The organism is Variovorax ginsengisoli, from assembly GCF_030811835.1.
In the GTDB taxonomy this organism is placed as follows: Bacteria; Pseudomonadota; Gammaproteobacteria; order Burkholderiales; family Burkholderiaceae_C; genus Variovorax; species Variovorax ginsengisoli_C.
On the sequence record NZ_JAUSRO010000002.1, the window covers coordinates 254,602 to 280,047 of the forward strand.

Below are 25,446 nucleotides of genomic sequence, written 5' to 3' on the forward strand. Positions count from 1 at the left end.
AAACTGCAGGGACCGGCGCGCTCGGCCCCGCAGGGCGCGCGCCATTCGACAGACACAGCACGAAAGATGCCATGTGCCTGCGCATTCTCGCGCAGGCCAGCGCGTCCCGGGCGGGTGCGGGGCAGGTATTTGCCCCAGCACTGCTTGGGCGTCAACCCCAGCGGATGGCCGCGATGTCGTTGGCGAAGATCGGCGCGTCCTTCCACAATCCGCGCAGGCCGCGCGCGGCCACCGTGATGAGCTGCGGCTGATAGAGGAACACGTTGGCAGCGTCCTCGGCCAGCACGCGCTGTGCCTCGCCGAGGTACTTGTTGCGCTCGGCCGCCGTGGGCGCGTTGCGCGCCTGGCTGAACGCCTTGTCGAAGCGCGGCGACTGGTAGCCCCAGTAGTAATCGGGCTTGGTGTAGTTCACCAGGTCGAAGGGTTCGACGTGCAGGATCACCGACAGGTCGTAATTCTTGTTGCCGTAGGTGCCGCTGATCCACTGCGCCCACTCGACGTTCTGGATCTTGGCCACGATGCCGATCTTCGCGAGCTGCGCCGCGATGAATTCCCCGCCCTGGCGTGCGTAGGGCGGTGGCGGCAGCACGAGGCTCAGTTCCAGCGGCGTCTTCACGCCGGCCTCGGCCAGCAGCCGCTTGGCCTTCTCGACGTCGTAGGGGTTGATGCCCGTGGTGTCAATGTAGCCCGGAGCACCCGGCACATAGTGGCTGCCGATCGGCACGCCGCGGCCGTCCGACGCCGCATCGATCACCGCCTTGCGGTCGATTGCCGCCGAGATGGCGCGGCGCACGCGCACGTCGTCCAGCGGCTTGCGCTTGTTGTTGATGGCCAGGATGACCTTGCCGCGCGAGGCGTTGAACAGCACCTGGAAGCGCTTGTCGTTCTGGAACTGCGGCAGGCTGCGCGAGACCGAGGCGTGCGGGAACAGGTCGACGTCGTTCGACAGCAGCGCGGCCACCTGCGCCGCCGGCTCGGAGATGAAGCGAAAGGTGACCTTGCGGATCTGCGCGGCCTCGGGCTCGCGAAAACCGTCCCACTTCACCAGGCCGATGGTCGACCCCTTGGCCCAGCTGTCGAAGCGGTAAGGCCCGGTGCCCACTGGCTTGGTCGCATTGGTCTCCACCGTCTTGGGCTCGACGATGATGGCCGAGGCCTGGCCCAGCAGGAAGAGAAGGTCGGGCTCGATCTCCTGCGTGATCAGCACCACGGTGTGGCTGTCGATCACCTGCGTGCGCAGGTTCGTGAAGGTGCGCTTGTCCTTGTTGGTGCTGTCGGTCGAGGCGGCGCGGTCGAAGCTGTACTTGACGGCCTGGGCATCGAAGGGCTCGCCGTTATGGAACTTCACACCGCGGCGCAGCTGGAAGGTGACGGTGCGCAGATCGGGCGAGATTTCCCAGCGTTCGGCCAGGAGCGGCGTCACGCTGCCGTCGCCGTTGATCTTGGTGAGCGTCTCGAACACGTTGTAGAGCACCACTTCGGCGATCTCGGCGCCGGCCTTGGCCGTCGGGTCCAGGCCGGAGGGTTCGAGCGTGAGCGCGAGAACCAGCGTGTCCTTGCGACGGCTCTGGGCCAGTGCGTTCAGCGGCAGTGCGAGTGGTGTGAGCAGCGGGAGTTGCGCCAGGGAGGCTGCGCCGGTGGCCAGCAGGGTGCGTCGATGGATCAAGCGTCAAGTCCTTCAGAGAACGATGGCCCCATCTTGAAGGCTGGCGCCTTCGCGCGCAACCAGATGCTCATGACCGAATCATCCGATGCCTGCGCGCCCTATCCGTGCAGCACGTTGCCACCTGGTGCCGCCATGACCGCATCGAGCAGCGTGCGCGTGTACGGGTGCTGCGCCGCGCGGAACAGCTGCTCGGGCGGCCCCTGTTCGACGATCTGGCCCTTGAAGACCACGCACACGTCGTCGCACAGGTGGTTGACCACGGCGAGGTCGTGGCTGATGAGCAGATAGCTCACGCCGAACTGCTGCTGCAGGTCCTGCATGAGGTTGAGCACCTGGGCCTGCACCGATACATCGAGCGCACTCACTGGTTCGTCCGCCACGATGAGCTTGGGGCGTGTGATCAGCGCGCGTGCGATGGCGATGCGCTGGCGCTGGCCGCCCGAAAACTCGTGCGGGTACTTGTCCATGTCGGTGCTGCGCAGGCCGACGGCTGCGAGCGATTCGCCCGCGCGTTCGCGCTGCTCTGCGCGGCTGATTTCCGCCAGCGCTTCCAGCGGCTCGGCCACGATGCGGGCCACCGTCTGGCGCGGGTCGAGCGAACCGTAGGGGTCCTGGAACACCATCTGGAAATCGCGGCGCGCGGTGCGCAACGCGTCCCGCGGCAGCTTGTGCAGGTCGCGCCCTTCGAGCTCGACACGGCCCGAAGTGGGCGAGTCCAGCGCCATCACGAGGCGCGCGATGGTCGACTTGCCGGAGCCCGATTCGCCCACGATGCCCATGCTGCGGCCGGCCTGCACGGAAAAGCTCACACCGTTGAGTGCCTTGACCAGCGGCACGGGGCCGAACAGCGTCTCGCGCGGCATGGCGTAGTGACGCACCAGGTCGGTCACCTGGAGCAACGGCGCGGTCGAAGGTGTCGCGCTCATGCGGCCACTCCTTCGGGCACGATCTCGTCGAGGCGTATGCAGCGCACCGCATGGTCGTGCGGCAGCCAGGTGGCCGGCGGCCGCGTGGTCACGCAGGCATCGACGGCGTGGCTGCAGCGCCCGGCGAACGGGCAACCCGGCGGCATGTCGACCAGTTCGGGCACGCTGCCGCGGATGGTGGCCAGCCGGCCGCCGCGCGGCGCGCCGAGCACCGGACGCGCGGCGAACAGGCCTTGCGTGTAGGGGTGCGCGCGCGCGGCGAACACGGCGGCGGTCGGGCCGCTCTCGACGACGCTGCCACCGTACATCACGAGCATCTTGGAGACGGTGTGGGCGATCACGCCCAGATCGTGCGAGATCAGGATCAGCGCCATGCCGCGCTCTGCCACCAGGCTGCGGATCAGTTCGAGGATCTGCTTCTGGATGGTCACATCCAGCGCGGTGGTCGGCTCGTCGGCAATCAGCAGGTCGGGCCCGCAGGCCAATGCCATCGCGATGCCGATGCGCTGGCGTTGGCCGCCCGAAAACTGGTGCGGGTAGGCGTCCAGCCGCGAGGCCGCGTCGGGAATGCCCACGCGGTCGAGCAGAGCCAGCACTTCCTTGCGCGCATCCGCCTGCGACAGGCCACGGTGCAGCCGCAGCGGTTCGCCCACCTGGCGCACGATCGTGTGCACAGGGTTGAGCGCCGTCATCGGTTCCTGGAAGATCATGCCGATGCGGTTGCCGCGAATGTCGCACAGCGTGCGCTCGCTGGCGCCGACGAGTTCCTGGCCGTCGAAGCGGATGCTGCCTGTGACCTTGGCGCTCGCGGGCAGCAGGCCCATGAGCGATTGCACGGTGATCGACTTGCCGCAGCCGGACTCACCCACGATGCCCAGCGTTTCGCCGCGTTCAAGAGAAAAGCCGATGCCGCGCACGGCCTCGGCGGGGCCGCGTTGCGTCTGCAGGCCGATGTGAAGGTCGTTGACTTCGAGGAGTGCCATGTCGGTCGTTCAGCGTGCCCGGGCCAGGCGTGGATCGAGAAGGTCGCGCAGGCCATCGCCGAGCATGTTCAGGCCCAGCACCGCCAGCGCAATGGCCATGCCCGGAAACACGGCCAGCAGCGGCGCCTGGAACATCAGCGTCTGCGCCTCGCTGAGCATGCGACCCCAGGAAGGCTGCGGCGGCTGTGTGCCCATGCCCAGGTACGACAGTGCGGCCTCGGCAAGGATCGCGATGGCGAAGCGGATGGTGATCTGCACGATCAGCACGGCCGAGATGTTGGGCAGCACGTGCTGGAACGTGATGGAGAAGGCGCCCTTGCCGCAGGCGCGTGCCGCAGCGATGTACTCGCGCGACCAGATCGCGTTGGCTGAGGCGCGCGTGATGCGCGCGAAGGTCGGGATGTTGTAGATGCCGATGGCGACGATCGCGTTCACGATGCCCGCACCGAACACTGCCGTCATCATGATCGCCGAGAGGATGGCGGGGAAAGCCAGCGAGAAGTCGGTAAAGCGCATGATGACTTCTTCGACCCAGCCGCGCCGCGCTGCGGCCAGCAGGCCGAGCGCCGTGCCCACCGTCAGGCCGATGCCCACGGCAATCACGCCCACCAGAATCGATGCGCGGGCGCCCACCAGCAGCAGCGACGCCACGTCGCGCCCGAAGCTGTCGGTGCCCAGCCAGTGCGACCAGCTGGGCGACTGCAGCTTGGCTTGCATGTCCATCTCGTAGGGCGACCACGGCGTCCAGACCAGCGACACGGCGGCCGCGAGCAGCAGCAGCAGCGTGAGCACGCCGCCGATGACGAAACTGCGGTGCTGCAGCGCGCGGCGCCAGAAGCCGGGCACCTTCAGGGCCGCGGCGTGGGGTGCGAGAACGGGGAGGGCGCTCATATGTCCGACGCCTTGATGCGCGGGTCGATCACTGCATACAACACGTCGACCACGAAATTGACGATGACCACCAGCGCAGCGAGCAGCATCACGCAGTTGCGCACCACGATCAGGTCGCGGTTGCTGATGGCCTGGAAGATCAGGCGGCCGAGGCCGGGCAGGTAGAACACGTTCTCCACCACGATGGTGCCGGCCAGCAGTTCGGAGAACTGCATGCCCATGACGGTGATGACCGGGATGAACGCGTTGCGCAGCACGTGCGTCCAGAGCACCGCGCGCTGCGACACGCCCTTGGCGCGCGCGGTGCGCACGAAGTCCTCGCGCATCACCTCCAGCACGGCTGATCGCGTGATGCGCGCGAGGATGGCAGCCTGCACGACGGCCAGTGCCAGTGCCGGCAGCAGCAGCGCCTTCAGGCCGGCACCCACGCCTTCGCCCCAGCCGTCGAAGCCGCCAGCGGAGAACCACTGCAGCTTGACCGAGAACACCAGGATGAGCAGGATCGCGAACCAGAAATTCGGAATGGCGATGCCCACCTGCGTGAGGCCCATGAGGCCCACGTCGCCCATCTTGTTGTGGCGCGCCGCAGCGGTCACGCCGACCAGCAGGGCGAGCACCGTGGTCAGCGTCATGGCCAGCAGGGCCAGCGGCACCGTGAGCGCCAGTCGTTCGAGGATCAGGTCGAGCACCGGCGAGCTGTAGGCGTAGCTGTCACCCAGGTTGCCGGTGAGCATGCCGCCCACCCAGTGCCAGTAGCGCGTCCAGGCGGGCTGGTCGAGACCGAGCTTGGTGGCCAGGGCAGCGACGGCGTCGGGGGACGCGTCCGGCCCCATGAGCATCTGCGCGGCGTTACCGGGCAGGATCTCGAGGACCAGGAACACGATGATGGAGGCACCGATCAGCGTGCCGATCAGGGTCGCGAAGCGTTTGAATAGAAAGAGACTCATGGGGCGGGGCGCAGCATAACCTGTCTCTCGCAACGACCATGCCCAAACGGGGATAATCCGGGGCATGGCACTCATGATCACCGACGAATGCATCAATTGCGATGTCTGCGAGCCCGAGTGCCCGAACGATGCCATCTACATGGGTCAGGAGATCTACGAGATCGACCCGCACAAATGCACAGAATGCGTCGGTCATTTCAGTGAGCCGCAGTGCGTGCAGATCTGTCCCGTGGCCTGCATCCCGGTGAATCCGGCGCACGTCGAGGCGCACGAGACGCTCTGGCAGAAGTTCGAGCGCCTCGAAGCCCGGAAGGCCGCGCTACGCGCCTGAGGGCGCAGCTGCAGCGCCGCTTTCGCCGCCGCCACTGCCTTCGCCAGGGTCGCGACGCGGCGGTTTCGGCCGTGGCGGCTTGCTGGTGTGGATCTGCAGCATCGCCTTGTCCATTTCGCCGGCCAGCAGCGCGGGTACCGCGTGCAGTGTGCGCATGACGGCGTCGTCGATCGCGTCACGTTGCTCCTTGAGCGGTTTTTTCAGCACCCAGTTCACGACCTCGGCCTTGACGCCGGGATGGCCGATACCCAGGCGCAGGCGCCAGTAATCGCCGGTCCCCAGTTGCGCATGGATGTCGCGCAGGCCGTTATGGCCGGCATGGCTGCCGCCGAACTTCAGCTTCGCCTGGCCGGGCACCACGTCGAGCTCGTCATGCACCACCAGGATCTCGGCCGGCTCGATCTTGAAGAAGCGCGCGAGCGCACCGACCGATTTGCCCGACAGGTTCATGAACGTCTGGGGTTCCAATAGCCAGACCGGCCGGCCTCCGACCTGCGTGCGCGCCACGAGGCCGTGGTAGCTGCGCTCGGGCGACAGGGTGAGCTTCCAATCGCGCGCGAGGGCATCGATCCACCAGAAACCCGCGTTGTGGCGCGTGGCTTCATATTCCGGGCCCGGATTGCCCAGGCCGACGAACAACTTGATCATGGTGCCGATTATCGAGGAGCCGATGAAAACAAAACGGCCCGCACGAGGCGGGCCGTCGAGAGACTGCGAGGCAGCCGCGAAGCAGCGATTACTTCTTGGCGGTCTTGGCAGCAGGTGCCTTGGCAGCAGGCGTCTTGGCGGCGGCCTTGCCACCCTTGCCGGCGGGTGCTGCAGCAGCTTCTTCCACGACCGGTGCGTCTTCTTCTTCGACCACCGGAGACGTGGCCGAGGCCAGCACCAGGTTCGACTTGCCGTGGCTCACCCATTTCACGCCGCGTGGCAGCTTGATGTCCTTGAGCGTGACGGTGCCGTTCTTCTTCAGGCCCGACAGGTCGACTTCGATGAATTCAGGCAGTTCTGCGGGCAGGCAATTCACTTCGAGTTCGGTGGTCACGTGGTTGACCAGGTTCAGCTCGATCTTGACGGCTTCCGATTCCTCTTCACCCTTGAAGTGGACCGGCACCTTCATGGTCATGCGGGTGCGGGCATCGACGCGTTGGAAGTCGATGTGCTGCACCAGCTGGCGGAACGGGTGGTATTGCACGTCGCGCAGCAGGACCTTGCTCACGGTGCCGCCCAGGTCCATCTCGAGGACGGAGGCGTGGAAGGCTTCCTTCTTCAGGGCGTGCCACAGTGCGTTGTGATCGATCTCGATCAGTTGGGGCGCGGTGTCACCACCGTAGACGATGCCGGGGGTCTTGCCCGAAATGCGGAGACGGCGGCTCGCACCCGTACCCTGCTTGGCGCGCTCAAAAGCGACGAATTGCATAATTAACTCCTGTGGAAGTCCACCGCGACCAGTGCGACTCCGATTTCAAAAGGGCGCCACGAAGGGCGCCCGCTTCTTTGCCCAGACCGGTCAATCTCAGAAGAGATTGTCCTGGTCCGAGAACAAACTCATCACCGACTCGCCCTTGGCAATGCGCTGGATCGTCTCTGCGATCAGCGGCGCCACGGACAGCTGGCGAATCTTTCCGCAGGCCTTGGCGCTGTCGGAAAGGGGAATGGTATTGGTGACGACCACTTCGTCCAGGGCCGAGCCCTGGGCGATGCGTTCGATGGCCGGGCCGGAGAAGATGGCGTGCGTGCAGTACGCATAGACCTTCTTTGCGCCGCGCTCCTTGAGCACTTCGGCTGCCTTGACCAGCGTGCCGGCCGTGTCGATCATGTCGTCCATGATCACGCAGTTGCGGCCGTCGATCTCACCGATGACGTTCATCACTTCGCTCACGTTCGCCTTGGGGCGGCGCTTGTCGATGATGGCCAGGTCGGTGCCCAGTTGCTTGGCCAGTGCACGCGCACGGACCACGCCGCCGACGTCGGGCGACACCACGATCAGGTCTTCGTAGTTCTTGGCCCGCAGATCGCCCAGCAGCACCGGCGACGCATAGATGTTGTCGACCGGAATGTCGAAGAAGCCCTGGATCTGGTCGGCGTGCAGGTCCATCGTCAGCACGCGGGACACGCCCACGGTCTGCAACAGATTGGCCACGACCTTTGCCGAGATCGGCACCCGGCTCGAACGCGGACGGCGGTCCTGGCGGGCATACCCGTAATAGGGGATGACGGCACTGATGCGTTCGGCCGAGGCGCGCTTGAGCGCGTCGACCATGATCAGCAGCTCCATCAGGTTTTCGTTGGTCGGCGCGCAGGTGGACTGCACCACGAACACGTCACGGGCACGCACGTTCTGGTTGATCTCGACCGTGACTTCGCCATCGGAGAATCGGCCCACACGGGCTGCACCGAGTGTGGTGCCCAGGTGATGTGCGATATCCGCAGCCAGACCCGGATTGGCATTGCCGGTGAAAACCATGAAATCAGGAGCTTGAGCCTGCATGAGTGCGTCCAGCAATGCAATGAGCCCTTCAGGGGGCTACCAGTGTTCTCGTCATCGTTGCAGCCGGCGGCTGCAAACTCGTGGGCCGCGATGTTGACGTCGCGATCGATACGGCGTCAGGGCCAAGAGGCCTTGACTGCCTGGTGTGCAGCCTGAGGCTGGCACATCATGTTTTGGCAGGGGAGAAAGGATTCGAACCTTTGCATGCTGGAATCAAAATCCAGTGCCTTAACCAACTTGGCGACTCCCCTACACGGGTCGACGACCAAAGTCGCCAACCGTTATGTCGCGCCGAAATGCCAAACATTCCGACTTTTATCTAGACTGCCCAACCCTGGAGAGGATGAGCGCCGAGATTATCGCACTGATGAACCTGCCAACCTACGGGGGATGGAGCCAGTGTCATTTCCTGCGAATTTTCCTGCAAATCTGCTGCCAGCACTGCAAACACCGCGCTTCCGGAGCCAGTCATCCTTGCTTGCAATCCCTGTGTGCCGAGCCAATCGATGGCGTCGGTGACAGCGGGGCAAAGCCGTTGAGCAACTGGCTGCAGATCGTTGTGCCCGAAGCCGTAGACTTCAGATTTGCTTGCTGCAGCAAAGCCTGTGATTATAGCCACAGAAGTTGAGCGATTCAAATCGCTCGCCGCAAAAATTTGCGCGGTGTCCAGGCCCTGGGGTGGTTTGACCACCACGAACCGTGCCGCAGGCAGGGCAATGGGTGTGATTTTCTCTCCGATGCCCTCGACCCAGGCGTTGTGTCCGCAGAGAAAGAAGGGCACATCGGCGCCGAGTGTCAGGCCGATGCGGGCGAGCGTGTCCAGCGGCAGGTCGAGCTGCCACAGGCGGTTGAGCGCGAGCAGGCAGGTGGCCGCATCCGAGGACCCGCCACCCATGCCCGCCTGAGCAGGCACCCGCTTGGCCACACCGATGTGCGCGCCCTGGCCGGGGGCCGCGAACGCCTGCAGGGCGCGCGCCGCGCGCAGCACCAGGTCGTCGGCCGGCAGCGGCGTGGTGAGGTCCTCCCGGCTCAGCTTGCCATCCGATCGCAGTTCCATGTGCAACGTGTCGCACCAGTCGACCAGCATGAACACCGATTGCAGCAGGTGGTACCCGTCGTCGCGCCGTCCGGTGATGTGCAGGAAGAGGTTGAGCTTGGCGGGTGCCGGCAGGTCGTAAAGCGCCTTCATTGCCGTTCGAAGACGATGCGCAGGTCGGCCAGCGGCTGCGGTGATTCGCGGGTGGCCTGCAGCCGGCCCTGAGTGACTTGAGCCAGATTGGGGCGCCAGCCGGTCACTGGCTCATCGCGGCCTTCCAGCCATCCGAAGAGCGCGGCCACAGGAATGGCGGCGCCCGTGACGGCCTCGATCAGGGCATTGAGCGAGGCGTACCGCCGCACGTCGTTGCCATTCTTGAGCAGCGCTTCGCCGGGCGACCACTGGAGCACCGCGAGCGTGCTGCCGATCGGACTGGTGAGCGTGAGTTCGCCAGCTTCGGGCGCGCCACGCAAGTCGAACATTGCCGCGAAGCTCTGCGTGCTGCTGTCTTCGACGCGCAGCGACAGACGGCCGCTCCAGTGCGTAGGTGGCTGCCCAGAAGGCGGCTGGGCGCCGGGTCCGGCGGGCGATGCGCACCCGGCCAATAGGACCAGACCGGCGGTCGCGGCGAGCAGCGACCGCCGCCCGATGGTCAGCGACCGCGGCTGCCGATACGCGGCACTCACAGCTTCACGCGCAGGCGCTTGAGCGTTTCCTGCAAGGTCTCGTTGTCGGCTTCGACCAGGCTGGCTTCCTTCCAGATTGCCAGGGCGCGGTCGCGCTGCCCCAGCGTCCACAGCACTTCGCCGAAGTGCGCGCCGATTTCCGGATCAGGGCGGCGCTTGTAGGCGTCCTCGAAGATGCGCAACGCCTCGGCCGTGTTGCCCATGCGGAACTCGACCCAACCGAGGCTGTCAGCGATGAACGGGTCTTGCGGCGCGAGCTGGACGGCCTTCTGGATCAGCGTGCGCGCCTCGGGCAGGCGGTCGTTGCGATCGGCCATCGAGTAGCCGAGTGCGTTGTAGGCGTTCTGGCTGTCCGGGCGCAGCGCGATCAGGCTGCGCAGCAGGCGCTCCATTTCGTCGAACCGATTGAGCCTTTCGGCGAGCATGGCCTGGTCGTAGATCAGGTCCGGGTCATCGGGCGTGGCCGTCCGGGCCTTGGCGAGCAGGTCGTAGGCTGCCTGGTATTGCTTGGCATCGCGCAGCAACTGCACTTCGGCCTGCAACTTCTGGCGCGCAGTGTCCGCATCTTTCTCGGGAATGGCGCGGACCAGTGCCAGTGCCTGAGGCAGCTTGTTCTGGCGCGCGAGCAATGCGGCGCTTCGGATCTGTGCCCCGGCTTCATCGTCGCTGCTGTCGACGCGCGCAAGCCAGCCCTCGGCGGCCTTGTAGTCCTTGCGGCGTTCAGTGAGCTGCGCGAGCATCAGGTACGCTTGGTTCAGGCCCCGCTTGCGCGCCTGGGGCGTGAGGGTGGAAGTCGGGCGGTCGGCGGTGGCGCCGGAATCGGTGTCGGCGGGCTGCTTTTCGACCAGGCTCGCATAACGCTGCAGCGAGGCTTCTGCCAGCGTGTCCTGACGCGCCTGCATCTGCAGGCTGGCCAGCAGCAGCCAGGGCTCGGCCAGATCGGGACGTGCGGTGGTGACCGCGGTGAGTTCGGCCGTGGCTTCGGGGTAGCGGCGAGCTTCGGCCAGCACGCGGGCATAGGCCACGCGCAGTTCGGGCAGTGCTTTGGGCGTGGCGAGGTAGCGCTTGACGATGGGTTCGGCCAGCGGCTGGGCCGGGTCGATCAGGTCGATGGCCAGCAATGCCGGGCCCTCGGACGTGGCATCGATCTGCTGCGCCTTGAGCGCGGCGTCGAGCGCGCCGGAGGAGTCACCGGCCAACAGGCGCAGGCGTCCGACGGTGGTCCAGGCGAGCGCGCCCGTCGTCGGATTGGCGATCTGGTCGTTGAGCGCCTGTTCCACGACCGCCGCAGCCAACTTCTTGTCGGTGGCGCGCGCATAGTTGCGGGCGACCAGCTCCATCAGCAGCGGGAGTTCGGGCAGCGGCGTGGCGGTCACCTCGGCGCGCAAGGGCTCGACGGTCTCGTTGATGCGGTTGAGCGCGATGAGGATCTGCAGTTCCACGCGACGCGCCTCGCGCGAGTCAGGCACCGACTCTTTCCAGGCGCGGGCGGCGACCAGCGCAGCGTCGCCGGAGCGCGACTGCAGTGCAATCTCGACGGCGCGCTGGAAGAGCAGCGGGTCACGCGATTTGCGTGCCGCGTCGAGCATCAGCGCGTAGCCCGCACTCGGGTCCTCAGTGCGTACGTTCAACTCGCCGAGCAGCACTTCGTAGAACAGCGAGGCGGTCAATGCCGACGGCTGGCTGGGCGTTTCCTCGGCTTTCTGGACCTGGGCTGCAGGCGGCGTAACGGTGGGCCCAGGCTGCGCGTAGGCGGAAATCGCCAGGGCAACGAGGGGAATGGCCGCCGCAAGGCGGAGTCGGCGAGGCGGAGGGGTCATTGAACTCATAATAATCCAAGGCTTTTGTCAGAGCGTTGCCAGGGCGTCAGGTTCCCGCGCGTTTTCATGTCGCCTTCATTCTCCCCATGCCTGAATTACCTGAAGTAGAAGTCACGCGCCGCGGTTTCGTCGACCGCATCAGCGACGCCCGCATCGAGGCCGTGCGCGTCGGCAAACCGCTGCGCTGGGCGTTGGCGGTTGATCCGGCACGGCTGGTCGGACGCACGGTGCGTACCGTGCGTCGGCGCGGCAAGTACCTGTTGCTCGATCTGGACGAGGGTCTGCTGCTGATGCACCTGGGCATGTCGGGCAGCCTGCGCTTCGACGCGGCGCCGCCGTCGCCCGGCGCGCACGATCATTTCGACCTGGTCACCAGCCGCGGCACGCTGCGCCTGAACGACCCGCGCCGGTTCGGCGCCGTCGTGTTCGTGGAGGATGAAGCATCGCCGCTGGCCATCAAGCTCTTGGGCCGGCTGGGCATGGAGCCCCTGGGCGAAGCCTTCGATTTCGACGCCTTTCATGCCGGCCTGCAGCGGCGCCAGGCGGCGATCAAGCAAGTGCTGCTGGCGGGCGACGTGGTGGTCGGCGTGGGCAACATCTATGCCTCGGAAGCACTTTTCCTGGCGGGCATCCGTCCGACCGTGTCGGCCTCACGCATCAGCCGGCCGCGCGCGTTGCGCCTGCATGCGGCGGTGCGCGAGATCCTCGCGCGGGCGGTGGAGCGCGGCGGCAGCACGCTGCGCGACTTTTCCAACATCGACGGCCAGAGCGGCTACTTCCAGCTCGAAGCCACGGTCTATGGCCGCGCGGGCGAGCCCTGCCGCGTCTGCGCGACGCCGATACGCCTGCTCAAGCAGGGCCAGCGCTCGACCTACTTCTGCCCCGTCTGCCAGAAATACTGAGCGGCGCCACCGCCGGAACACCGAGATCCCCCATGACCCATCCCACGCAGGGCCGTCCTGCGGCTCCAGAGGCCTGTGCGCCAGGCTTCGCGGCGCACATCGTGGCCTGGCAGGCCACCCACGGCCGCAGCACGCTGCCCTGGCAGAACACGCAGGACCCGTACCGCGTCTGGCTGTCCGAAGTGATGCTCCAGCAGACGCAGGTCACGACCGTGCTGGGCTACTTTGCACGCTTTCTCGACCGCTTTCCGACCGTCGCCGACCTGGCCGCGGGCAGCGAGGACGAGGTGCTGGGCCTCTGGAGCGGCCTGGGCTACTACAGCCGGGCCCGCAACATGCACCGCTGCGCGCAGGAGGTCGTCGCTCGGTTCGGCGGCGCCTTTCCTCGCACTGCAGCCGAGCTGGCGACGCTTCCCGGCATCGGCCGATCGACGGCCGCGGCCATTGCCGCCTTCTGTTTTGGCGAGCGCGTGGCGATTCTCGACGGCAACGTCAAGCGCGTGCTGACGCGCGTGCTCGCTTTTGCGGGCGACATGTCTTCTGCGGCGCAGGAGCGCGCACTCTGGGACATCGCCACGCAGATGCTGCCGCCGGCCGACGCGCCGCGCGACATCTCACGCTATACGCAGGGCGTGATGGACCTGGGCGCGACGGTGTGCCTGCCGCGCAAGCCCAGCTGCATGCTGTGTCCCGTCAACGACCTGTGCGCTGGGCTGCACCAAGGCGAGCCTGAAAAATACCCGGTGAAGACGCGCAAGCTCAAACGCACCGCGCAGTCGCTGTGGATGCTGCAGGCGCAGGATGCACAAGGCCGCATCTGGCTCGACAAGCGCCCTGCCAAGGGCATCTGGGCCGGGCTCTACTGCCTGCCGGTGTACGAGAGCCGCGAGGCACTCGCCGAGGCGCTGCCTGAGCGCTTGCACACCGCGGCGCAGGATGCACCTGCTTTCCTGCATGTGCTCACCCACAAGGATCTGCACCTGCATCCGGTGCGTGTCGACGTGCCGGAGGGGCTGATTCCAGGGCCGCGCGGCGACTGGTTTTCCACGGAGAGCTGGTCGGCGCTCGGCCTGCCCGCGCCGGTGCGCAAGCTGCTGGTGCTCAGCCAGCGTCCAGCTCGCGATGGCGCCTGAGCGTGGCCCAACGCGGGCCGAAGGTGCGCGCGAGCTGCTCGACCAGGAACACGGAGCGGTGCTGGCCGCCCGTGCAGCCAATGGCGACCGTGACGTAGCTGCGGTGGTCGAGCGCCAGCGCGTCGAGCCAGCGGCCCAGGAACTGCTCGACGTCGTCGAACATGCGCGCCACGTCGTCGTGGCCGCGCAGCCACTGGATCACCGGCTCGTCGCGTCCGGTCAGCGGGCGCAGCAGCGGGACGTAGTGCGGGTTGGGCAGCATGCGCACGTCGAACACGTAATCGGCATCGAGCGGCACCCCGCGTTTGAAGGCGAAGGACTGGAAGACCAGCGTGAGCGCACTCTCGGGCGCCTCGATCAGCGACTTGACGTAGCTCTGCAGCTGCGCGGGCCGGATGATGCTGGTGTCGATCACGTCGGCGCGGTCGCGCAGCTCGGCCAGCAGCTCGCGTTCGAGCTCGATCGCATGCACCAGCACCCGGTGCTGCTCCGGCACGTCGGTGCGGCCTTCCTGGCGCGACAACGGATGGCGCCGCCGCGTTTCTGAGTAGCGGCGCACCAGCGCGTCGGTGGTGGCGTCGAGGAACAGCGAGCGCAGCGACACGCCCTGGCGGCGAAGGTTCTCCAGCTGCGGCGGCACCATCGGCAGCGAGATGCCGCTGCGCACGTCCATGGCGATGGCCACGCGCGGAGTCTGCTGCTGGCGCTGCAGGTCGATGAAGGCGGTCAGCAGTTCGGGTGGAAGGTTGTCGACGCAGTAGTAGCCCGCGTCTTCCAGCGCGTGCAGCGCGACGGACTTGCCGGAGCCGGACATGCCGGTGATCAATACCAGTTCGAGGTTCATGGCGTGACGCCTGCAGTTGGCTTGCCAAGCATCTCGCGTGCGTGCGCAAGCGTCGTGGCCGACACGCGTTCGCCGCCGAGCATGCGGGCCATCTCGCGCACGCGGCCCTCGCCGTCGAGCACGGTCACGCTGCTTTCGGTGCGCGCGCCGCCGTCCGTCGCACCCCGGGTCTGGTGCTTGGCGACCAGGAGATGGTGGTCGGCGCAGCCGGCGACCTGGGGCAGATGGGTGACGGCCAGCACCTGGCGATCGCGCCCCAGTTGCTGCATCAACCGCCCGACGGTTTCGGCGACGGCACCGCCCACACCCGAATCCACTTCGTCGAAGATCAGGGTCTGCGCCGCACCGAGTTCACTCGTGGTCACGGCGATCGCCAGTGCGATGCGGGAGAGTTCGCCGCCCGAGGCAACCTTGCCGATGGGCCGTGGCGTGCTGCCGGTGTGGCCGCTCACGAGGAAGGCAACGTCCTCCAGGCCGGCGCGTCCGGGCTGTGCGAGGGGCTGCAGGGTGACTTCGAAACGCCCCCCCTGCATGCCCAGGTCCTGCATCGCCAGCGTCACGGCCTGGGACAACCGGGGCGCGGCCAGCTTGCGGGTCTTGCCGAGGGCCTTGGCTTCCTTCATGTAGCGCTGTTCGGCGGCGCGCTCGGCGCGCTCCAGTGCGTCGAGGTCGCTCTGCGCATCGAGGGTCTGCAGTTCGGCCTGCCAGCCGGCGAGCAGCGCGGGCAGGTCGGCGGGTGTGCGCTTGTAGCGGCGCGCCAGCGACATCCACAGGCCCATGCGCTCATCGAGCTCGGCCAGGTCGCGCGGGTCGGCGTCGGCGTGGCGCAGGTAACCGTGCAGCGAATGGGCCGCATCGGCGGCTTGGGCCACGGCGGACGCGAGCACCTCGCCCAGCGTCTTGAATTCAGGCTCGATGTGCTCGCAGTTCTGCAGCAGGGTGGTCGCGCGCGTGAGCGCGGCCAGCGCACCGCCGTCGTCGTCTTCGAGTGCATGGCGCGCGCCTTCGGCCGCGTCGATCAGCGCCTGCGCATTGGAAATACGCTGGTGGTTGGTCGAGAGTTCGTCCCATTCGTCCGCGCCCGGCGCGAGCTTGGCGACTTCGGCGATCTGCCATTGCAGGCGTTCGCGCTCGCGCTGCAGCGTGTCCTGCGCGGCGCGTGCGGTCTCCAGGGCACCGAGCGCCTGGCGCCACAGCTGCCAGACCTCGTCGAGCGTGCCAGCGTCCACGCCCGCATAGGCGTCGAGCAGGCCGCGCACCGCTTCGGGCCGGGTCAGGCTTTGCCACGCATGCTGGCCGTGGATGTCCAGCAAGCGGTCGCCGAGCTCGCGCAGCTGGGTGGCCGTGGCCGGGCTGCCGTTGATCCAGCCGCGGCTGCGGCCCTGCAGGTCGACCGTACGGCGCAGCAGCAGCGCATCGCCGGGCTCGAAGCCGCCGGCGTCGAGCCAGTCGGCCAGTGCCGGGTCGGCATCGAATTCGGCGCTCACGTCCAGGCGTTCGGCGCCTTCGCGCACGGCCCCTGCGTCGGCACGGTTGCCCAGGGCGAGCTGAAGCGCGTCGATCAGAATCGACTTGCCCGCGCCGGTCTCGCCCGTGAGCACCGAAAAGCCGGTGGACAGATCGAGTTCAAGCGCACGCACGATCACGAAGTCGCGCAGCGCAATGCGTCGCAAGGCCATCTCAGTTCTCCACGACGTGAGGGAAGGACAGGAGCATCACGATCCGCCCTCGTTCCAGTGCAGTTTCTTGCGCAGTGTGTCGAAGTAGCTCCAGCCCTTGGGGTGGAGAAACCGCGCGCGGAAGTCGGAGCGCCGCACCACCACGCGGTCGCCGATTTCCACTGAGGCGAGCGACTGCATGTCGAAGTTGGCGCTGGCGCCTCGGCCGGACACGAGTTCGATCACGACCTCGTCGACGTCGGGCAGCAGGATCGGGCGGTTCGACAGCGTGTGCGGGGCGATCGGCACCAGCACCCACCCCGGAATCGACGGGTGCATCAGCGGGCCGCCGGCCGACAGCGCATAGGCGGTCGAGCCCGTGGGCGACGCGATGATCAGCCCGTCGGCGCGCTGGTTGGCCACGAAGTGCCGGCCAACCGATACGCGCAGCTCCACCATGCCGGAAGTGGCACCCCGGTTGACCACCACGTCGTTCATGGCCAGCGCGCTGAACACGCATTCGCCGTCGCGCATCACATGCGCATGCATCAGGCTGCGATGGTCTTCCTCGTACTCTCCGGCCAGCATCGGAACGAGCGTGGCTTCGTAGTTGTCGAGCGGAATGTCGGTGATGAAACCCAGGCGCCCGCGGTTGATGCCGATGAGCGGCACGCCATAGCAGGCGAGCTGGCGGCCGATGCCCAGCATGGTGCCGTCCCCGCCGACCACCAGGCCCAGGTCGCAGTGTTCGCCGATTTCCTCGACGCTGAGCGCCTGGTAGCGGCTGATCTCTGTATCCTCGGCCTCGGACCGTTCGACAACGACCTCGCAGCCGCGCGATTCCAGGAACGCGCCGATGGCTTCCATGACGCCATCGCGCGCACCCGCCTGGGCGCGGGCGCCGGATGCCTGGTATTTGCCGATGAGCGCGACGCGCCGAAAGCGGGAAGTCATCTACAAATTACAACATTAAAATCAAGCCATGCTGGACGACCGTGCCAAGTTGCTGCTCAAGACACTCGTCGAGCGGTACATCGCCGAGGGGCAACCCGTCGGGTCACGCACGCTCTCTCGATCCGCGGGCCTCGAACTGTCGCCCGCGACGATCCGCAACGTGATGTCCGACCTGGAGACGCTGGGGTTGATCACCAGCCCGCACACCTCTGCCGGACGCATTCCAACCGCCCGTGGCTACCGGCTCTTTGTCGACACGATGCTGACCACGCAGCGCGAGCAATTTCCCACGCAGAGCCTTGCGCCCGACCAGCCGCAGAAGGTGATCGCCAACGCGGCTCACCTGCTGTCGAGCCTGTCGCAGTTCGTGGGCGTGGTGATGGCACCGCGCCGGGCATCGGTCTTTCGCCAGATCGAATTCCTGCGGCTGTCCGATCGGCGGCTGCTGGTGATCATCGTCTCGCCAGATGGTGACGTGCAGAACCGTGTGATCTTTCCGGAGGCCGACTATTCGCAGTCGCAACTGGTCGAAGCGGCCAACTACATCAATGCGAACTATGCGGGCCTGTCGATCGAACAGGTGCGCGATCGGCTCAAGTCGGAGGTCGACCAGCTGCGCGGGGAGATCGCCTCGCTGATGCAGGCGGCCGTCGATGCGAGCACCGAGGTGATGACCGAAGCCCAGGACGACGTGGTGATCGCCGGCGAGCGCAACCTGCTGGCCGTGACCGACTTCTCCAGTGACATGGGGCAGCTGCGCCGCGCGTTCGAACTGTTCGAGCAGAAGGCCCAGATCATGCGGCTGCTCGACGTGTCGAGCAAGGCGGAAGGCGTGCGCATCTTCATCGGTGGCGAGAGCAAGGTCGTGCCCTTCGAGGAACTGTCAGTGGTGAGCGCCAATTACGAGGTCGATGGCCAGGTGGTCGGCACGCTGGGTGTGATCGGCCCGACCCGCATGCCCTACGACCGCATGATCCAGATCGTCGACATCACCTCGCGCCTGGTCACCAACGCCCTGAGCCACCGCAAGTAAGGCGCCTGCGCGGCGATCAGCCACTAGAATCCAGGCCGAGTGGGCCGTTAGCTCAGTTGGTTAGAGCAGCGGACTCATAATCCGTTGGTCGATGGTTCAAGCCCATCACGGCCTACCACCGACATGAACCTCGTAAGTAATTGATCTGGAAAGATTTTTTGCTTGCGAGGCTTTCGTCTTTGCAAAGCATCATGGCGGGCCACGCAGGCTGCCTCCGGAGCGAACATGTCATTTGGCGAATCTGCAGCGATCTACGACAACGCCCGCCAGCCGTATGCCAACGAAGTGATCAACAAGAACGACTCAGGTGATTTCCGCGAATCAATCGTCGAGGTGGTCAGTCGCCATGTTCCGCTGCGCCATGCCCGCCCGAAGCTCCATTACCAACCCGCGAAGATATTGAGCGCATTGGGATTTGATGCCGTGGAGGAATCTGTCATCCCAGTGGTCGAGCATCTTTCGCCAGAACAGACGATCGCGCACGTCCGGTCCATGCGCTTGTGGGAAGAAGTCCCGCTGTCGTTCCACTACATGATCGAAGCCGAGTTATACGCCTACGTCGCTCAACGACTCGATGCGCACGGAATCTTTCAGCGGCCGCTTCATGTCGCCGTGGCGTGGGGGAGCAGGTCATAGAACGCATGCAAGCAACGTTCGCGCTGCAACTACGGATGCGGCAAGAATACCCGGGAGCCGAGGTAGGTGGCCTGTGTCCTCAAGCAAAGAAACGCGTGAGAGCTGCTTCGAAGGCGGGCACGTCGGCTTCCACATGTCCAGTCTCAAAGTCCGCCTTGATGACGGTCAGGCCCGGGTTCTTCTGAGCGGCCATCTGGGTGTAGAGGTCGTTGACGATCACCGGCCCGTTTCCGCGACTTGCCCCGGCGAGAAAGACGGTGGCTGACAAGGATTTGCCGTCGATCTGCTTTTCATACAGCCGGTATTCGGCTGGGTTGGCATGACCACCATAGCTCGACTCGGTCGACAGATAGTATGAAAAACTCAGCGGACCTCCTGCGAGACCTTCCAGCACAAGGGCCGCAATCACAAAATAACCTCCATGGGAGAGGCCTGAAAGCGCTCTGCGCCGGGGATCGGCTCGGTACTGACGTTCGACTGCCGGAATCAACTCCTTGGTGATGAATCGCAGGTAACTCTCCGCTCCCGGAAGAAGAAAATCGGTGGCGCGTCGCTGCGTACCGCTGATGCCCACCAGGATGGCCTGCGTGCCGCGCCGTTCCATGGCCTGCTTGAAGGTGTCGAACCTCAAGGCGCCAGAGCCGCTGGCACCGTAGGGCGCATCGTCTTCGGTCACGTAGATCACTGGCAACGTGGTCGACCCGGTTGCATAGGATTGAGGAACGAACACCTGAAGTGCATAGGTGTATCCGTTGGCATCGGATTTCAGCGTGAAACTGCTGACCTGCCCGAGGGCAGTCGACGGTGGCGCGCTGTCGCTGGATGATCCACCGCCGCCGCATGCCGACAACGCGGCAACTGCCAACATCAGGGCGGAGCGCCGTGTCGCTGAAAATCCTGAGAACGGGTCAAGATGGGGGGTCACAGGACATCCGCCTTGGAGTGTTTGAGATATCAACACATGTCTTGGTATGCGACGGCATCATGTCCTGACGGTTGCCGTGGGTCAAGGCGAAGCGGCATTGCTCCCGGCACCTGTGGTTCGTTGCCAGCTCAGCCTGATGCCCCACCTGCTCGCTGCGGTTTGTCGGGGGTGCACGTTGCAGCAACCGTCCCTTTCCTACAATTGCGCCGATGCAAGCCCCGGTGAGCGCATTCCTACCAAGTCCGTCGGTCATCGACGCGGATGTGGAATGCTTGCTTTGCGCTCGCCACCTGGCCTACACGTTGGCACGCATCGCACGGGCTGGCTTTCGACGCCAGTCGGCATGCTCGCGATTGACCCCGCCTTGAGCGCGCGGCAGTAGACGCCACTTCCGTGGCCTTTTCGCCGGTACGCCGGCGTTGTGTTTACTGCACTTCTGCAGCCCTGTTGCGGCTGCAGTGGTCATCGCATGCAATTCCATGAACTTTCAAAAAATCCGCCAGGACTGGCTTTCCAACGTCCGCGGCGACCTGCTCGCGGGCATCGTCGTGGCACTCGCGCTCATTCCAGAGGCCATCGCCTTTTCCATCATTGCGGGGGTCGATCCGAAGGTCGGCCTGTATGCCTCTTTCAGCATTGCCGTCGTCATCGCCTTCACCGGTGGCCGGCCGGGCATGATCTCCGCCGCCACGGGCGCCATGGCGCTCCTGATGGTCTCGCTGGTCAAGGACCACGGCCTTCAATACCTGCTCGCCACCACGCTGCTGACGGGCGTCCTGCAGATCGTCGCCGGGCTGTTCAAACTGGGCAGCTTGATGCGCTTCGTGTCGCGCTCGGTCATCACCGGTTTCGTGAATGCGTTGGCCATCCTGATCTTCCTGGCGCAGTTGCCGGAACTCACGAACGTGAGCTGGGTGGTCTACGCGATGACGGCGGCGGGCCTGGCCATCATCTATGGGTTCCCCTATGTGACCAAGGCAGTGCCATCGCCGCTGATCTGCATCGTGGTGCTGACCGGGGTGTCCATGGTCATGGGCCTGCAGATCCGGACCGTGGGTGACATGGGCCAGTTGCCCGACAGCCTGCCCGTCTTCCTGTTGCCCGACGTGCCGCTGAATCTGGAGACGCTGAAGATCATCTTTCCGTATGCGCTCACGCTGGCTGTGGTCGGCCTGCTGGAATCGATGATGACCGCATCCATCGTCGACGACCTGACGGACACCACCAGCAACAAGAGCCGCGAATGCGTCGGCCAGGGTGTCGCCAACATCGCCACGGGCTTCATCGGCGGCATGGCGGGCTGCGCCATGATCGGGCAGTCGGTCATCAACGTGAAGTCGGGCGGTCGTGGTCGACTGTCCACCCTGATGGCGGGCGTCTACCTGCTCTTTTTGATCGTCTTCCTGGGGGCCTGGGTCAAGCAGATTCCGATGGCTGCGCTGGTGGCCGTGATGATCATGGTCAGCATCGGTACTTTCAGTTGGGAGTCGATCCGCAAGCTGCGCGAACATCCGCCGAGTTCGTCGTTGGTGATGATCGCCACCGTGGCCGTTACTGTGTCGACCCATGACCTGGCCAAGGGGGTGTTTGTGGGCGTGCTGCTTTCCGGCATTTTTTTCGCTCACAAGGTCGGGCGGTTCCTCCGCATCGATCGCAGCCGCGATGCAGGAGGCAGCGTGCGCACGTACCGCATCGTCGGCCAGGTGTTTTTCGCCTCCTGTGAGACCTTCATTTCGGCCTTCGACTTCAAGGAGGATGTGCCCGGCGTTCGAATCGATCTGACGGCTGCGCACTTCTGGGACATCACCGCCGTGAGTGCCCTCGACAAGGTCGTGTTGAAGTTCAAGCGAGCAGGTGTTTCGGTTGAGGTCATCGGCCTGAATGAAGCGAGTGCGACGATGGTCGACCGCTTTGCGACGCACGACAAGCCAGGCGCCGTCGAGAAGCTGATGCATTGACGTAAAAAATCGCATCGGCCACCCGTGCCTGAAAATAGCCTATAATCGAAGGCTTCGCGGCTGTAGCTCAGTTGGATAGAGTACTTGGCTACGAACCAAGGGGTCGTGGGTTCAATTCCTGCCAGCCGCACCAAAATGAAACCCCAGTTTGCTCATGCGAACTGGGGTTTTTCTTTATCTCGCCCGGTCCGCGAGGCGTCCTGCATGGCGCCTGTCGAGCAGACGGAGCAGGCAACTATTTGCGTTGTCGCCGGGCCGTTGGAACGGCATCGCGGAAATCGCGTGCTATACTTGCAAGCTGTGCGGCTGTAGCTCAGTTGGATAGAGTACTTGGCTACGAACCAAGGGGTCGTGGGTTCAATTCCTGCCAGCCGCACCATAATCAGAAAAGCCTGCAACGAAAGTTGCGGGCTTTTTTCTTTTGGAGTGGCCACGACCATGAGCAAGGCATTCACCAAGGAAAGCGACGCCGACGAGGATGACGACGGCGTTGGCGGCGTTGCCGCCCCCATTCCCGCAGGCGCGAAGAACTACATCACGCCGCAGGGCTATGCGCGACTGCGCGACGAGTTGCTCCAGTTGATGGACGAGGAGCGTCCGAAGGTTGTCGAGGCGGTGCACTGGGCCGCCAAGAACGGCGATCGCTCGGAAAACGGCGACTATCTCTACGGCAAGAAACGCCTGCGCGAAATCGACCGTCGCATTCGTTTTCTCACCAAGCGCCTGGAGATTGCCGAGGTCACCGATCCGTCCGTGCACCAGGGCAGCGATAAGGTTTTTTTTGGCGCGACCGTCTGCTATGTGGACGAGGGGGGCGAGGAACGCACCGTCACCATTCTTGGCATCGACGAGGCACAAAGCGCACAGTCCCAGGTCAGCTGGATTTCGCCGATCGCCCGCGCACTGCTCAAGGCGCGTGAGGGCGACGTGGTCAAGCTGGTCACGCCCGGCGGCGCGCACGAGGTGGAAGTGCTGTCGGTGCGCTACCCCGCGCCGCCGTCCCCCACGTCCTGAGGGAGGGGCCGATCGACGCGCGGGCCGCGTAACGTCGAAGAAAGCGCAGACTCAGGCTGGCGGCACGATCCGCGAGGCGGAAAGCACCGACGGCGAGCGCTTGACCGCGCGCAGCGCTGCTTCAAGGTGCGACAGGTCGCTCACCGAGATCACGAAGCGCAGGTCGGTGGAGTCCTGCGGCGTTTCCTCGGCCATCTCGACGTGCGTGATGTCGGCCTCAGCGGCTGCGAGTGTCGACGCGACGCGCGCGAGCACACCCTTGTCGTTGCGCACGGTGATGACCACGCCGGTCTCGAAATTGCGTACGGGCTCATCGGCCCACTCGACCGCAAAGAAGCGTTCGCTGTCCTTGTAGTGCAGGCGCTGGCCCACGCCGCACGCCTCCGTGTGAACCACCAGCCCTTCGCCGTGGCCCAGGTAGCCGACGATCGGGTCGCCCGGAATCGGTCGGCAACACAGTGAGAAGCGCACCGAGGAATTCTCGCTGCCGTCGAGCGTGACGGCACCCTGCGACACGTTTTCGTGGGCCGTGAAACGTTCACGGCTGAGCATCAGCGCATCGGGTTTCTCGCCCCGTTCGGCCAGCAGCGCCATCAGGCGCTTGGCGACGATGCTTGCCACCCGCTTGCCAAGGCCGATGTCGGTGAGCAACTCGGCGCGGTTGCGGCTGCCGGTAAAACGCAGCAGCCGGTCCCAGATCGGCTGATGATCGGCATCGTCGGCCGGCAGATTGCCCAGGCCTTCGGCGCGCAGCGCTTGCGCGAGCAGCTTTTCGCCCAGACCTTCGGATTCGGTCTGCGCCAGTGTCTTGAGGTAGTGCCGAATCTTCGAGCGTGCCCGGCCGGTGCGCACGAAGCCGAGCCAGGCCGGGTTGGGTGTGGAGACCGGCGCGGTGATCACTTCGATCACATCGCCGTTCTTGAGCTCGGTGCGCAACGGCACTTGATCCCCATTGATGCGCGCGGCGGACGTGTGGTCGCCGATGTTGCTGTGGATCGCGTAGGCGAAGTCGACCACGGTCGCGCCGCGCGGCAGCGCCATGATCTGGCTCTTGGGCGTGAACACATAGACCGCGTCGGGGAACAGGTCGACCTTGACGTGATCCCAGAACTCGGCCGCGTCGCGCGTTTCGTCCTGGATGTCGAGCAGCGACTGCAGCCACTTGGTGCCCAGCCGGTCGCCATTGCTCGCGCTCGGCTCGGCCGCTTTATAGAGCCAGTGTGCGGCCACGCCCGACTCGGCCACGACGTGCATGGCCTCGGTGCGCAGCTGGAACTCGACGTTCACGCCCGATGGGCCCACCAGCGTCGTATGCAGCGACTGGTAGCCATTGAGCTTGGCGATCGCGATGTGGTCCTTGAACTTGCCCGGCAGCGGCTTGTACATCTGGTGCAGGATGCCCAGGCCGGTGTAGCAGGCGATCACGTTCGACACGATGAGCCGGAAGCCGTAGATGTCGGTCACCTGCGCGAAGCTCAGCCGCTTGTCTTCCATCTTGCGGTAGATGGAATAGAGCGTCTTTTCTCGCCCCGCGATGCGCACCGTGATGTTGGCCGCCGAGAACGCCGTTTCGAGTTCGCGCTGGACCTTCTGGATCAGGTCGCGGCGTCGGCCCCGCGCCTTGGCCACGGCCTTGGCCAGGATCGTGTAACGCCAGGGGCGCAGATGGCGGAACGACAGCTCCTGCAGTTCACGGTAGGTCTGATTCAGGCCCAGGCGGTAGGCAATGGGCGCGTAGATCTCCAGCGTTTCGTTGGAGATGCGAGCCCATTTTTCGCGTGGCGCATCGGCCAGCGTGCGCATGTTGTGCGTGCGGTCGGCCAGCTTGACCAGGATCACGCGCACGTCGCGCGCCATCGCCAGCAGCATCTTGCGAAAGGACTCGGCCTGATTCTCCTCGCGCGTATTGAACTGCAGCTTGTCGAGCTTGGTGAGGCCATCGACCAGTTCGGCCACTGGTGCGCCGAAGCGCTCGATCAGCTCTGACTTGGTGACGCCGCAGTCCTCCATGGCGTCGTGCAGCAGCGCGGCCATCAGTGCCTGCGCGTCGAGCTTCCATTCGGCGCACTGCGCGGCGACGGCGATCGGGTGGGTGATGTAGGGCTCGCCGCTGTTGCGCAGCTGGCCGAGATGCGCCTCGTCGGCAAAGCGATAGGCGCGCCGCACCAGGTCGGTGTCTTCGGGGCTGAGGTAGTCGAGCCGCGCCGTCAGTGCGGCAAAGCTGGCGGCGGCCGCATTCAACGCCGCCGGGCTGGGCCGGGGCGTGCCGCGAGGGGCGTTGGACTGTGGCTTAATGACCGCGCTCATGGCTTCCACTGTAGCGTGGCGCGCTGGAAGGGGTATTCAGCCACAAAAAAAGCACCGCGATGCGGTGCTTTTTTGTTGCAGGACTGCGTCAAGAAAGACTCAACCCGGCACCTTCTTGAGCATTTCGATGCCGATCTTGCCCTCTGCGATTTCGCGCAGCGCGGTCACGGCAGGCTTGTTCTTGCTTTCGATCTTGGGCGCGTGGCCCTGGCTGAGCATGCGCGCGCGGTAGGTTGCCGCCAGCACGAGCTGGAAGCGGTTGGGGATTTGCAGGAGACAGTCTTCGACGGTGATGCGGGCCATGATGA

The 25,446-nt window shown here is 65.4% G+C and carries 24 protein-coding genes and 4 tRNA genes; 10 read left to right on the plus strand and 18 right to left on the minus strand.

Going from position 1 to position 25,446, the window contains the following annotated elements; genetic code table 11:
- Positions 1 to 151 precede the first annotated feature (151 nt).
- The 5 genes from J2W36_RS03350 to J2W36_RS03370 form a co-directional block, all read right to left on the minus strand.
- Entirely contained in the window at positions 152 to 1,666 is a 1,515-nt protein-coding gene (locus J2W36_RS03350) for an ABC transporter substrate-binding protein (protein ID WP_307688251.1), read from the minus strand.
- A 98-nt stretch (positions 1,667 to 1,764) separates the two neighbouring features.
- Complete coding sequence (locus tag J2W36_RS03355) at positions 1,765 to 2,592, minus strand: ATP-binding cassette domain-containing protein (RefSeq protein ID WP_307688252.1); 828 nt, start codon at positions 2,590 to 2,592, stop codon at positions 1,765 to 1,767.
- A complete protein-coding gene (locus tag J2W36_RS03360; protein ID WP_307688253.1) occupies positions 2,589 to 3,575 on the minus strand; it encodes an ABC transporter ATP-binding protein in 987 nt (328 codons plus the stop codon). The genes J2W36_RS03355 and J2W36_RS03360 overlap by 4 nt, the downstream gene beginning before the upstream one ends.
- A 9-nt stretch (positions 3,576 to 3,584) precedes the next feature.
- Positions 3,585 to 4,466 (minus strand): ABC transporter permease, encoded by an 882-nt coding sequence (locus tag J2W36_RS03365; protein ID WP_307688254.1) that lies wholly within the window; start codon positions 4,464 to 4,466, stop codon positions 3,585 to 3,587.
- Complete coding sequence (locus J2W36_RS03370) at positions 4,463 to 5,413, minus strand: ABC transporter permease (RefSeq protein WP_307688255.1); 951 nt, start codon at positions 5,411 to 5,413, stop codon at positions 4,463 to 4,465. The genes J2W36_RS03365 and J2W36_RS03370 overlap by 4 nt, the downstream gene beginning before the upstream one ends.
- A 64-nt stretch (positions 5,414 to 5,477) precedes the next feature.
- Between J2W36_RS03370 and J2W36_RS03375 the strand changes: the two genes are divergently transcribed.
- Positions 5,478 to 5,744: a YfhL family 4Fe-4S dicluster ferredoxin gene (locus tag J2W36_RS03375; protein WP_307688256.1), complete on the plus strand. Its 267-nt coding sequence runs from the start codon at positions 5,478 to 5,480 to the stop codon at positions 5,742 to 5,744.
- Here the strand turns inward: J2W36_RS03375 and pth are convergent.
- The 7 genes from pth to J2W36_RS03410 form a co-directional block, all read right to left on the minus strand.
- The gene (gene pth / locus J2W36_RS03380) at positions 5,733 to 6,392 is read right to left on the minus strand and encodes an aminoacyl-tRNA hydrolase (protein ID WP_307688257.1); all 660 of its coding nucleotides are present in this window, start codon (positions 6,390 to 6,392) and stop codon (positions 5,733 to 5,735) included. The two genes, J2W36_RS03375 and pth, sit on opposite strands and share 12 nt — an antisense overlap.
- A gap of 88 nt (positions 6,393 to 6,480) precedes the next feature.
- The gene (locus tag J2W36_RS03385) at positions 6,481 to 7,161 is read right to left on the minus strand and encodes a 50S ribosomal protein L25/general stress protein Ctc (protein WP_307688258.1); all 681 of its coding nucleotides are present in this window, start codon (positions 7,159 to 7,161) and stop codon (positions 6,481 to 6,483) included.
- A 96-nt stretch (positions 7,162 to 7,257) separates the two neighbouring features.
- The gene (locus tag J2W36_RS03390) at positions 7,258 to 8,232 is read right to left on the minus strand and encodes a ribose-phosphate pyrophosphokinase (RefSeq protein ID WP_307688259.1); all 975 of its coding nucleotides are present in this window, start codon (positions 8,230 to 8,232) and stop codon (positions 7,258 to 7,260) included.
- Positions 8,233 to 8,406: 174 nt separating this feature from the next.
- Positions 8,407 to 8,483, minus strand: a tRNA-Gln gene (locus J2W36_RS03395).
- Positions 8,484 to 8,551: 68 nt separating this feature from the next.
- Positions 8,552 to 9,421, minus strand: coding sequence for a 4-(cytidine 5'-diphospho)-2-C-methyl-D-erythritol kinase (gene ispE, locus J2W36_RS03400; protein ID WP_307688260.1), 870 nt, complete (start codon positions 9,419 to 9,421; stop codon positions 8,552 to 8,554).
- The gene (locus tag J2W36_RS03405; protein ID WP_307688261.1) at positions 9,418 to 9,954 is read right to left on the minus strand and encodes a lipoprotein insertase outer membrane protein LolB; all 537 of its coding nucleotides are present in this window, start codon (positions 9,952 to 9,954) and stop codon (positions 9,418 to 9,420) included. The genes ispE and J2W36_RS03405 overlap by 4 nt, the downstream gene beginning before the upstream one ends.
- On the minus strand, positions 9,951 to 11,774 hold the full coding sequence (locus tag J2W36_RS03410; RefSeq protein ID WP_307688262.1) for a tetratricopeptide repeat protein: 1,824 nt from the start codon (positions 11,772 to 11,774) through the stop codon (positions 9,951 to 9,953). Before J2W36_RS03410 ends, J2W36_RS03405 begins: the two co-directional genes overlap by 4 nt.
- Before the next feature lie 86 nt (positions 11,775 to 11,860).
- Here J2W36_RS03410 and mutM point away from each other — a divergent pair, with 86 nt between their 5' ends.
- Positions 11,861 to 12,676 carry a bifunctional DNA-formamidopyrimidine glycosylase/DNA-(apurinic or apyrimidinic site) lyase gene (gene mutM / locus J2W36_RS03415; RefSeq protein WP_307688263.1) on the plus strand — a complete coding sequence of 272 codons (816 nt, stop codon included), beginning with the start codon at positions 11,861 to 11,863 and terminating at the stop codon, positions 12,674 to 12,676.
- 32 nt (positions 12,677 to 12,708) lie between these two features.
- Complete coding sequence (gene mutY / locus J2W36_RS03420; protein WP_307688264.1) at positions 12,709 to 13,809, plus strand: A/G-specific adenine glycosylase; 1,101 nt, start codon at positions 12,709 to 12,711, stop codon at positions 13,807 to 13,809.
- On the opposite strand, the gene rapZ is transcribed toward mutY, so the two are convergent.
- From rapZ to J2W36_RS03435, 3 genes are read right to left on the minus strand one after another with little or no spacing between them, the layout of a single operon-like run.
- Entirely contained in the window at positions 13,778 to 14,653 is an 876-nt protein-coding gene (gene rapZ / locus J2W36_RS03425; protein ID WP_307688265.1) for an RNase adapter RapZ, read from the minus strand. The genes mutY and rapZ overlap by 32 nt on opposite strands.
- Entirely contained in the window at positions 14,650 to 16,332 is a 1,683-nt protein-coding gene (gene recN, locus J2W36_RS03430; RefSeq protein ID WP_307688266.1) for a DNA repair protein RecN, read from the minus strand. The genes rapZ and recN overlap by 4 nt, the downstream gene beginning before the upstream one ends.
- A gap of 36 nt (positions 16,333 to 16,368) precedes the next feature.
- Positions 16,369 to 17,265: an NAD kinase gene (locus J2W36_RS03435; protein WP_307688267.1), complete on the minus strand. Its 897-nt coding sequence runs from the start codon at positions 17,263 to 17,265 to the stop codon at positions 16,369 to 16,371.
- Positions 17,266 to 17,293: 28 nt separating this feature from the next.
- On the opposite strand from J2W36_RS03435, the gene hrcA reads away from it, so the two are divergent.
- From hrcA to J2W36_RS03450, 3 genes are all read left to right on the plus strand, one after another.
- Positions 17,294 to 18,298 carry a heat-inducible transcriptional repressor HrcA gene (hrcA, locus tag J2W36_RS03440; RefSeq protein ID WP_307688268.1) on the plus strand — a complete coding sequence of 335 codons (1,005 nt, stop codon included), beginning with the start codon at positions 17,294 to 17,296 and terminating at the stop codon, positions 18,296 to 18,298.
- 41 nt (positions 18,299 to 18,339) lie between these two features.
- A tRNA-Ile gene (locus J2W36_RS03445) sits at positions 18,340 to 18,416 on the plus strand.
- A 107-nt stretch (positions 18,417 to 18,523) separates the two neighbouring features.
- On the plus strand, positions 18,524 to 18,934 hold the full coding sequence (locus J2W36_RS03450) for a hypothetical protein (RefSeq protein WP_307688269.1): 411 nt from the start codon (positions 18,524 to 18,526) through the stop codon (positions 18,932 to 18,934).
- A 79-nt stretch (positions 18,935 to 19,013) separates the two neighbouring features.
- On the opposite strand, the gene J2W36_RS03455 is transcribed toward J2W36_RS03450, so the two are convergent.
- Entirely contained in the window at positions 19,014 to 19,859 is an 846-nt protein-coding gene (locus J2W36_RS03455; RefSeq protein WP_307688270.1) for an alpha/beta hydrolase, read from the minus strand.
- 479 nt (positions 19,860 to 20,338) lie between these two features.
- Here J2W36_RS03455 and J2W36_RS03460 point away from each other — a divergent pair, with 479 nt between their 5' ends.
- From J2W36_RS03460 to greB, 4 genes are all read left to right on the plus strand, one after another.
- Positions 20,339 to 21,817, plus strand: a complete 1,479-nt coding sequence (locus tag J2W36_RS03460; RefSeq protein ID WP_307688271.1) for a SulP family inorganic anion transporter — start codon at positions 20,339 to 20,341, stop codon at positions 21,815 to 21,817.
- A gap of 56 nt (positions 21,818 to 21,873) precedes the next feature.
- Positions 21,874 to 21,950 (plus strand) — tRNA-Arg (locus J2W36_RS03465).
- A gap of 169 nt (positions 21,951 to 22,119) precedes the next feature.
- Positions 22,120 to 22,196: transfer RNA gene (locus J2W36_RS03470), tRNA-Arg, on the plus strand.
- 59 nt (positions 22,197 to 22,255) lie between these two features.
- Positions 22,256 to 22,831, plus strand: a complete 576-nt coding sequence (greB, locus tag J2W36_RS03475) for a transcription elongation factor GreB (RefSeq protein WP_307688272.1) — start codon at positions 22,256 to 22,258, stop codon at positions 22,829 to 22,831.
- 51 nt (positions 22,832 to 22,882) lie between these two features.
- On the opposite strand, the gene J2W36_RS03480 is transcribed toward greB, so the two are convergent.
- Both J2W36_RS03480 and rpoZ read right to left on the minus strand, forming a co-directional pair.
- Positions 22,883 to 25,138, minus strand: coding sequence for a RelA/SpoT family protein (locus J2W36_RS03480; protein WP_307688273.1), 2,256 nt, complete (start codon positions 25,136 to 25,138; stop codon positions 22,883 to 22,885).
- Positions 25,139 to 25,237: 99 nt separating this feature from the next.
- Entirely contained in the window at positions 25,238 to 25,441 is a 204-nt protein-coding gene (gene rpoZ / locus J2W36_RS03485) for a DNA-directed RNA polymerase subunit omega (protein ID WP_021009011.1), read from the minus strand.
- Positions 25,442 to 25,446: the final 5 nt, after the last annotated feature.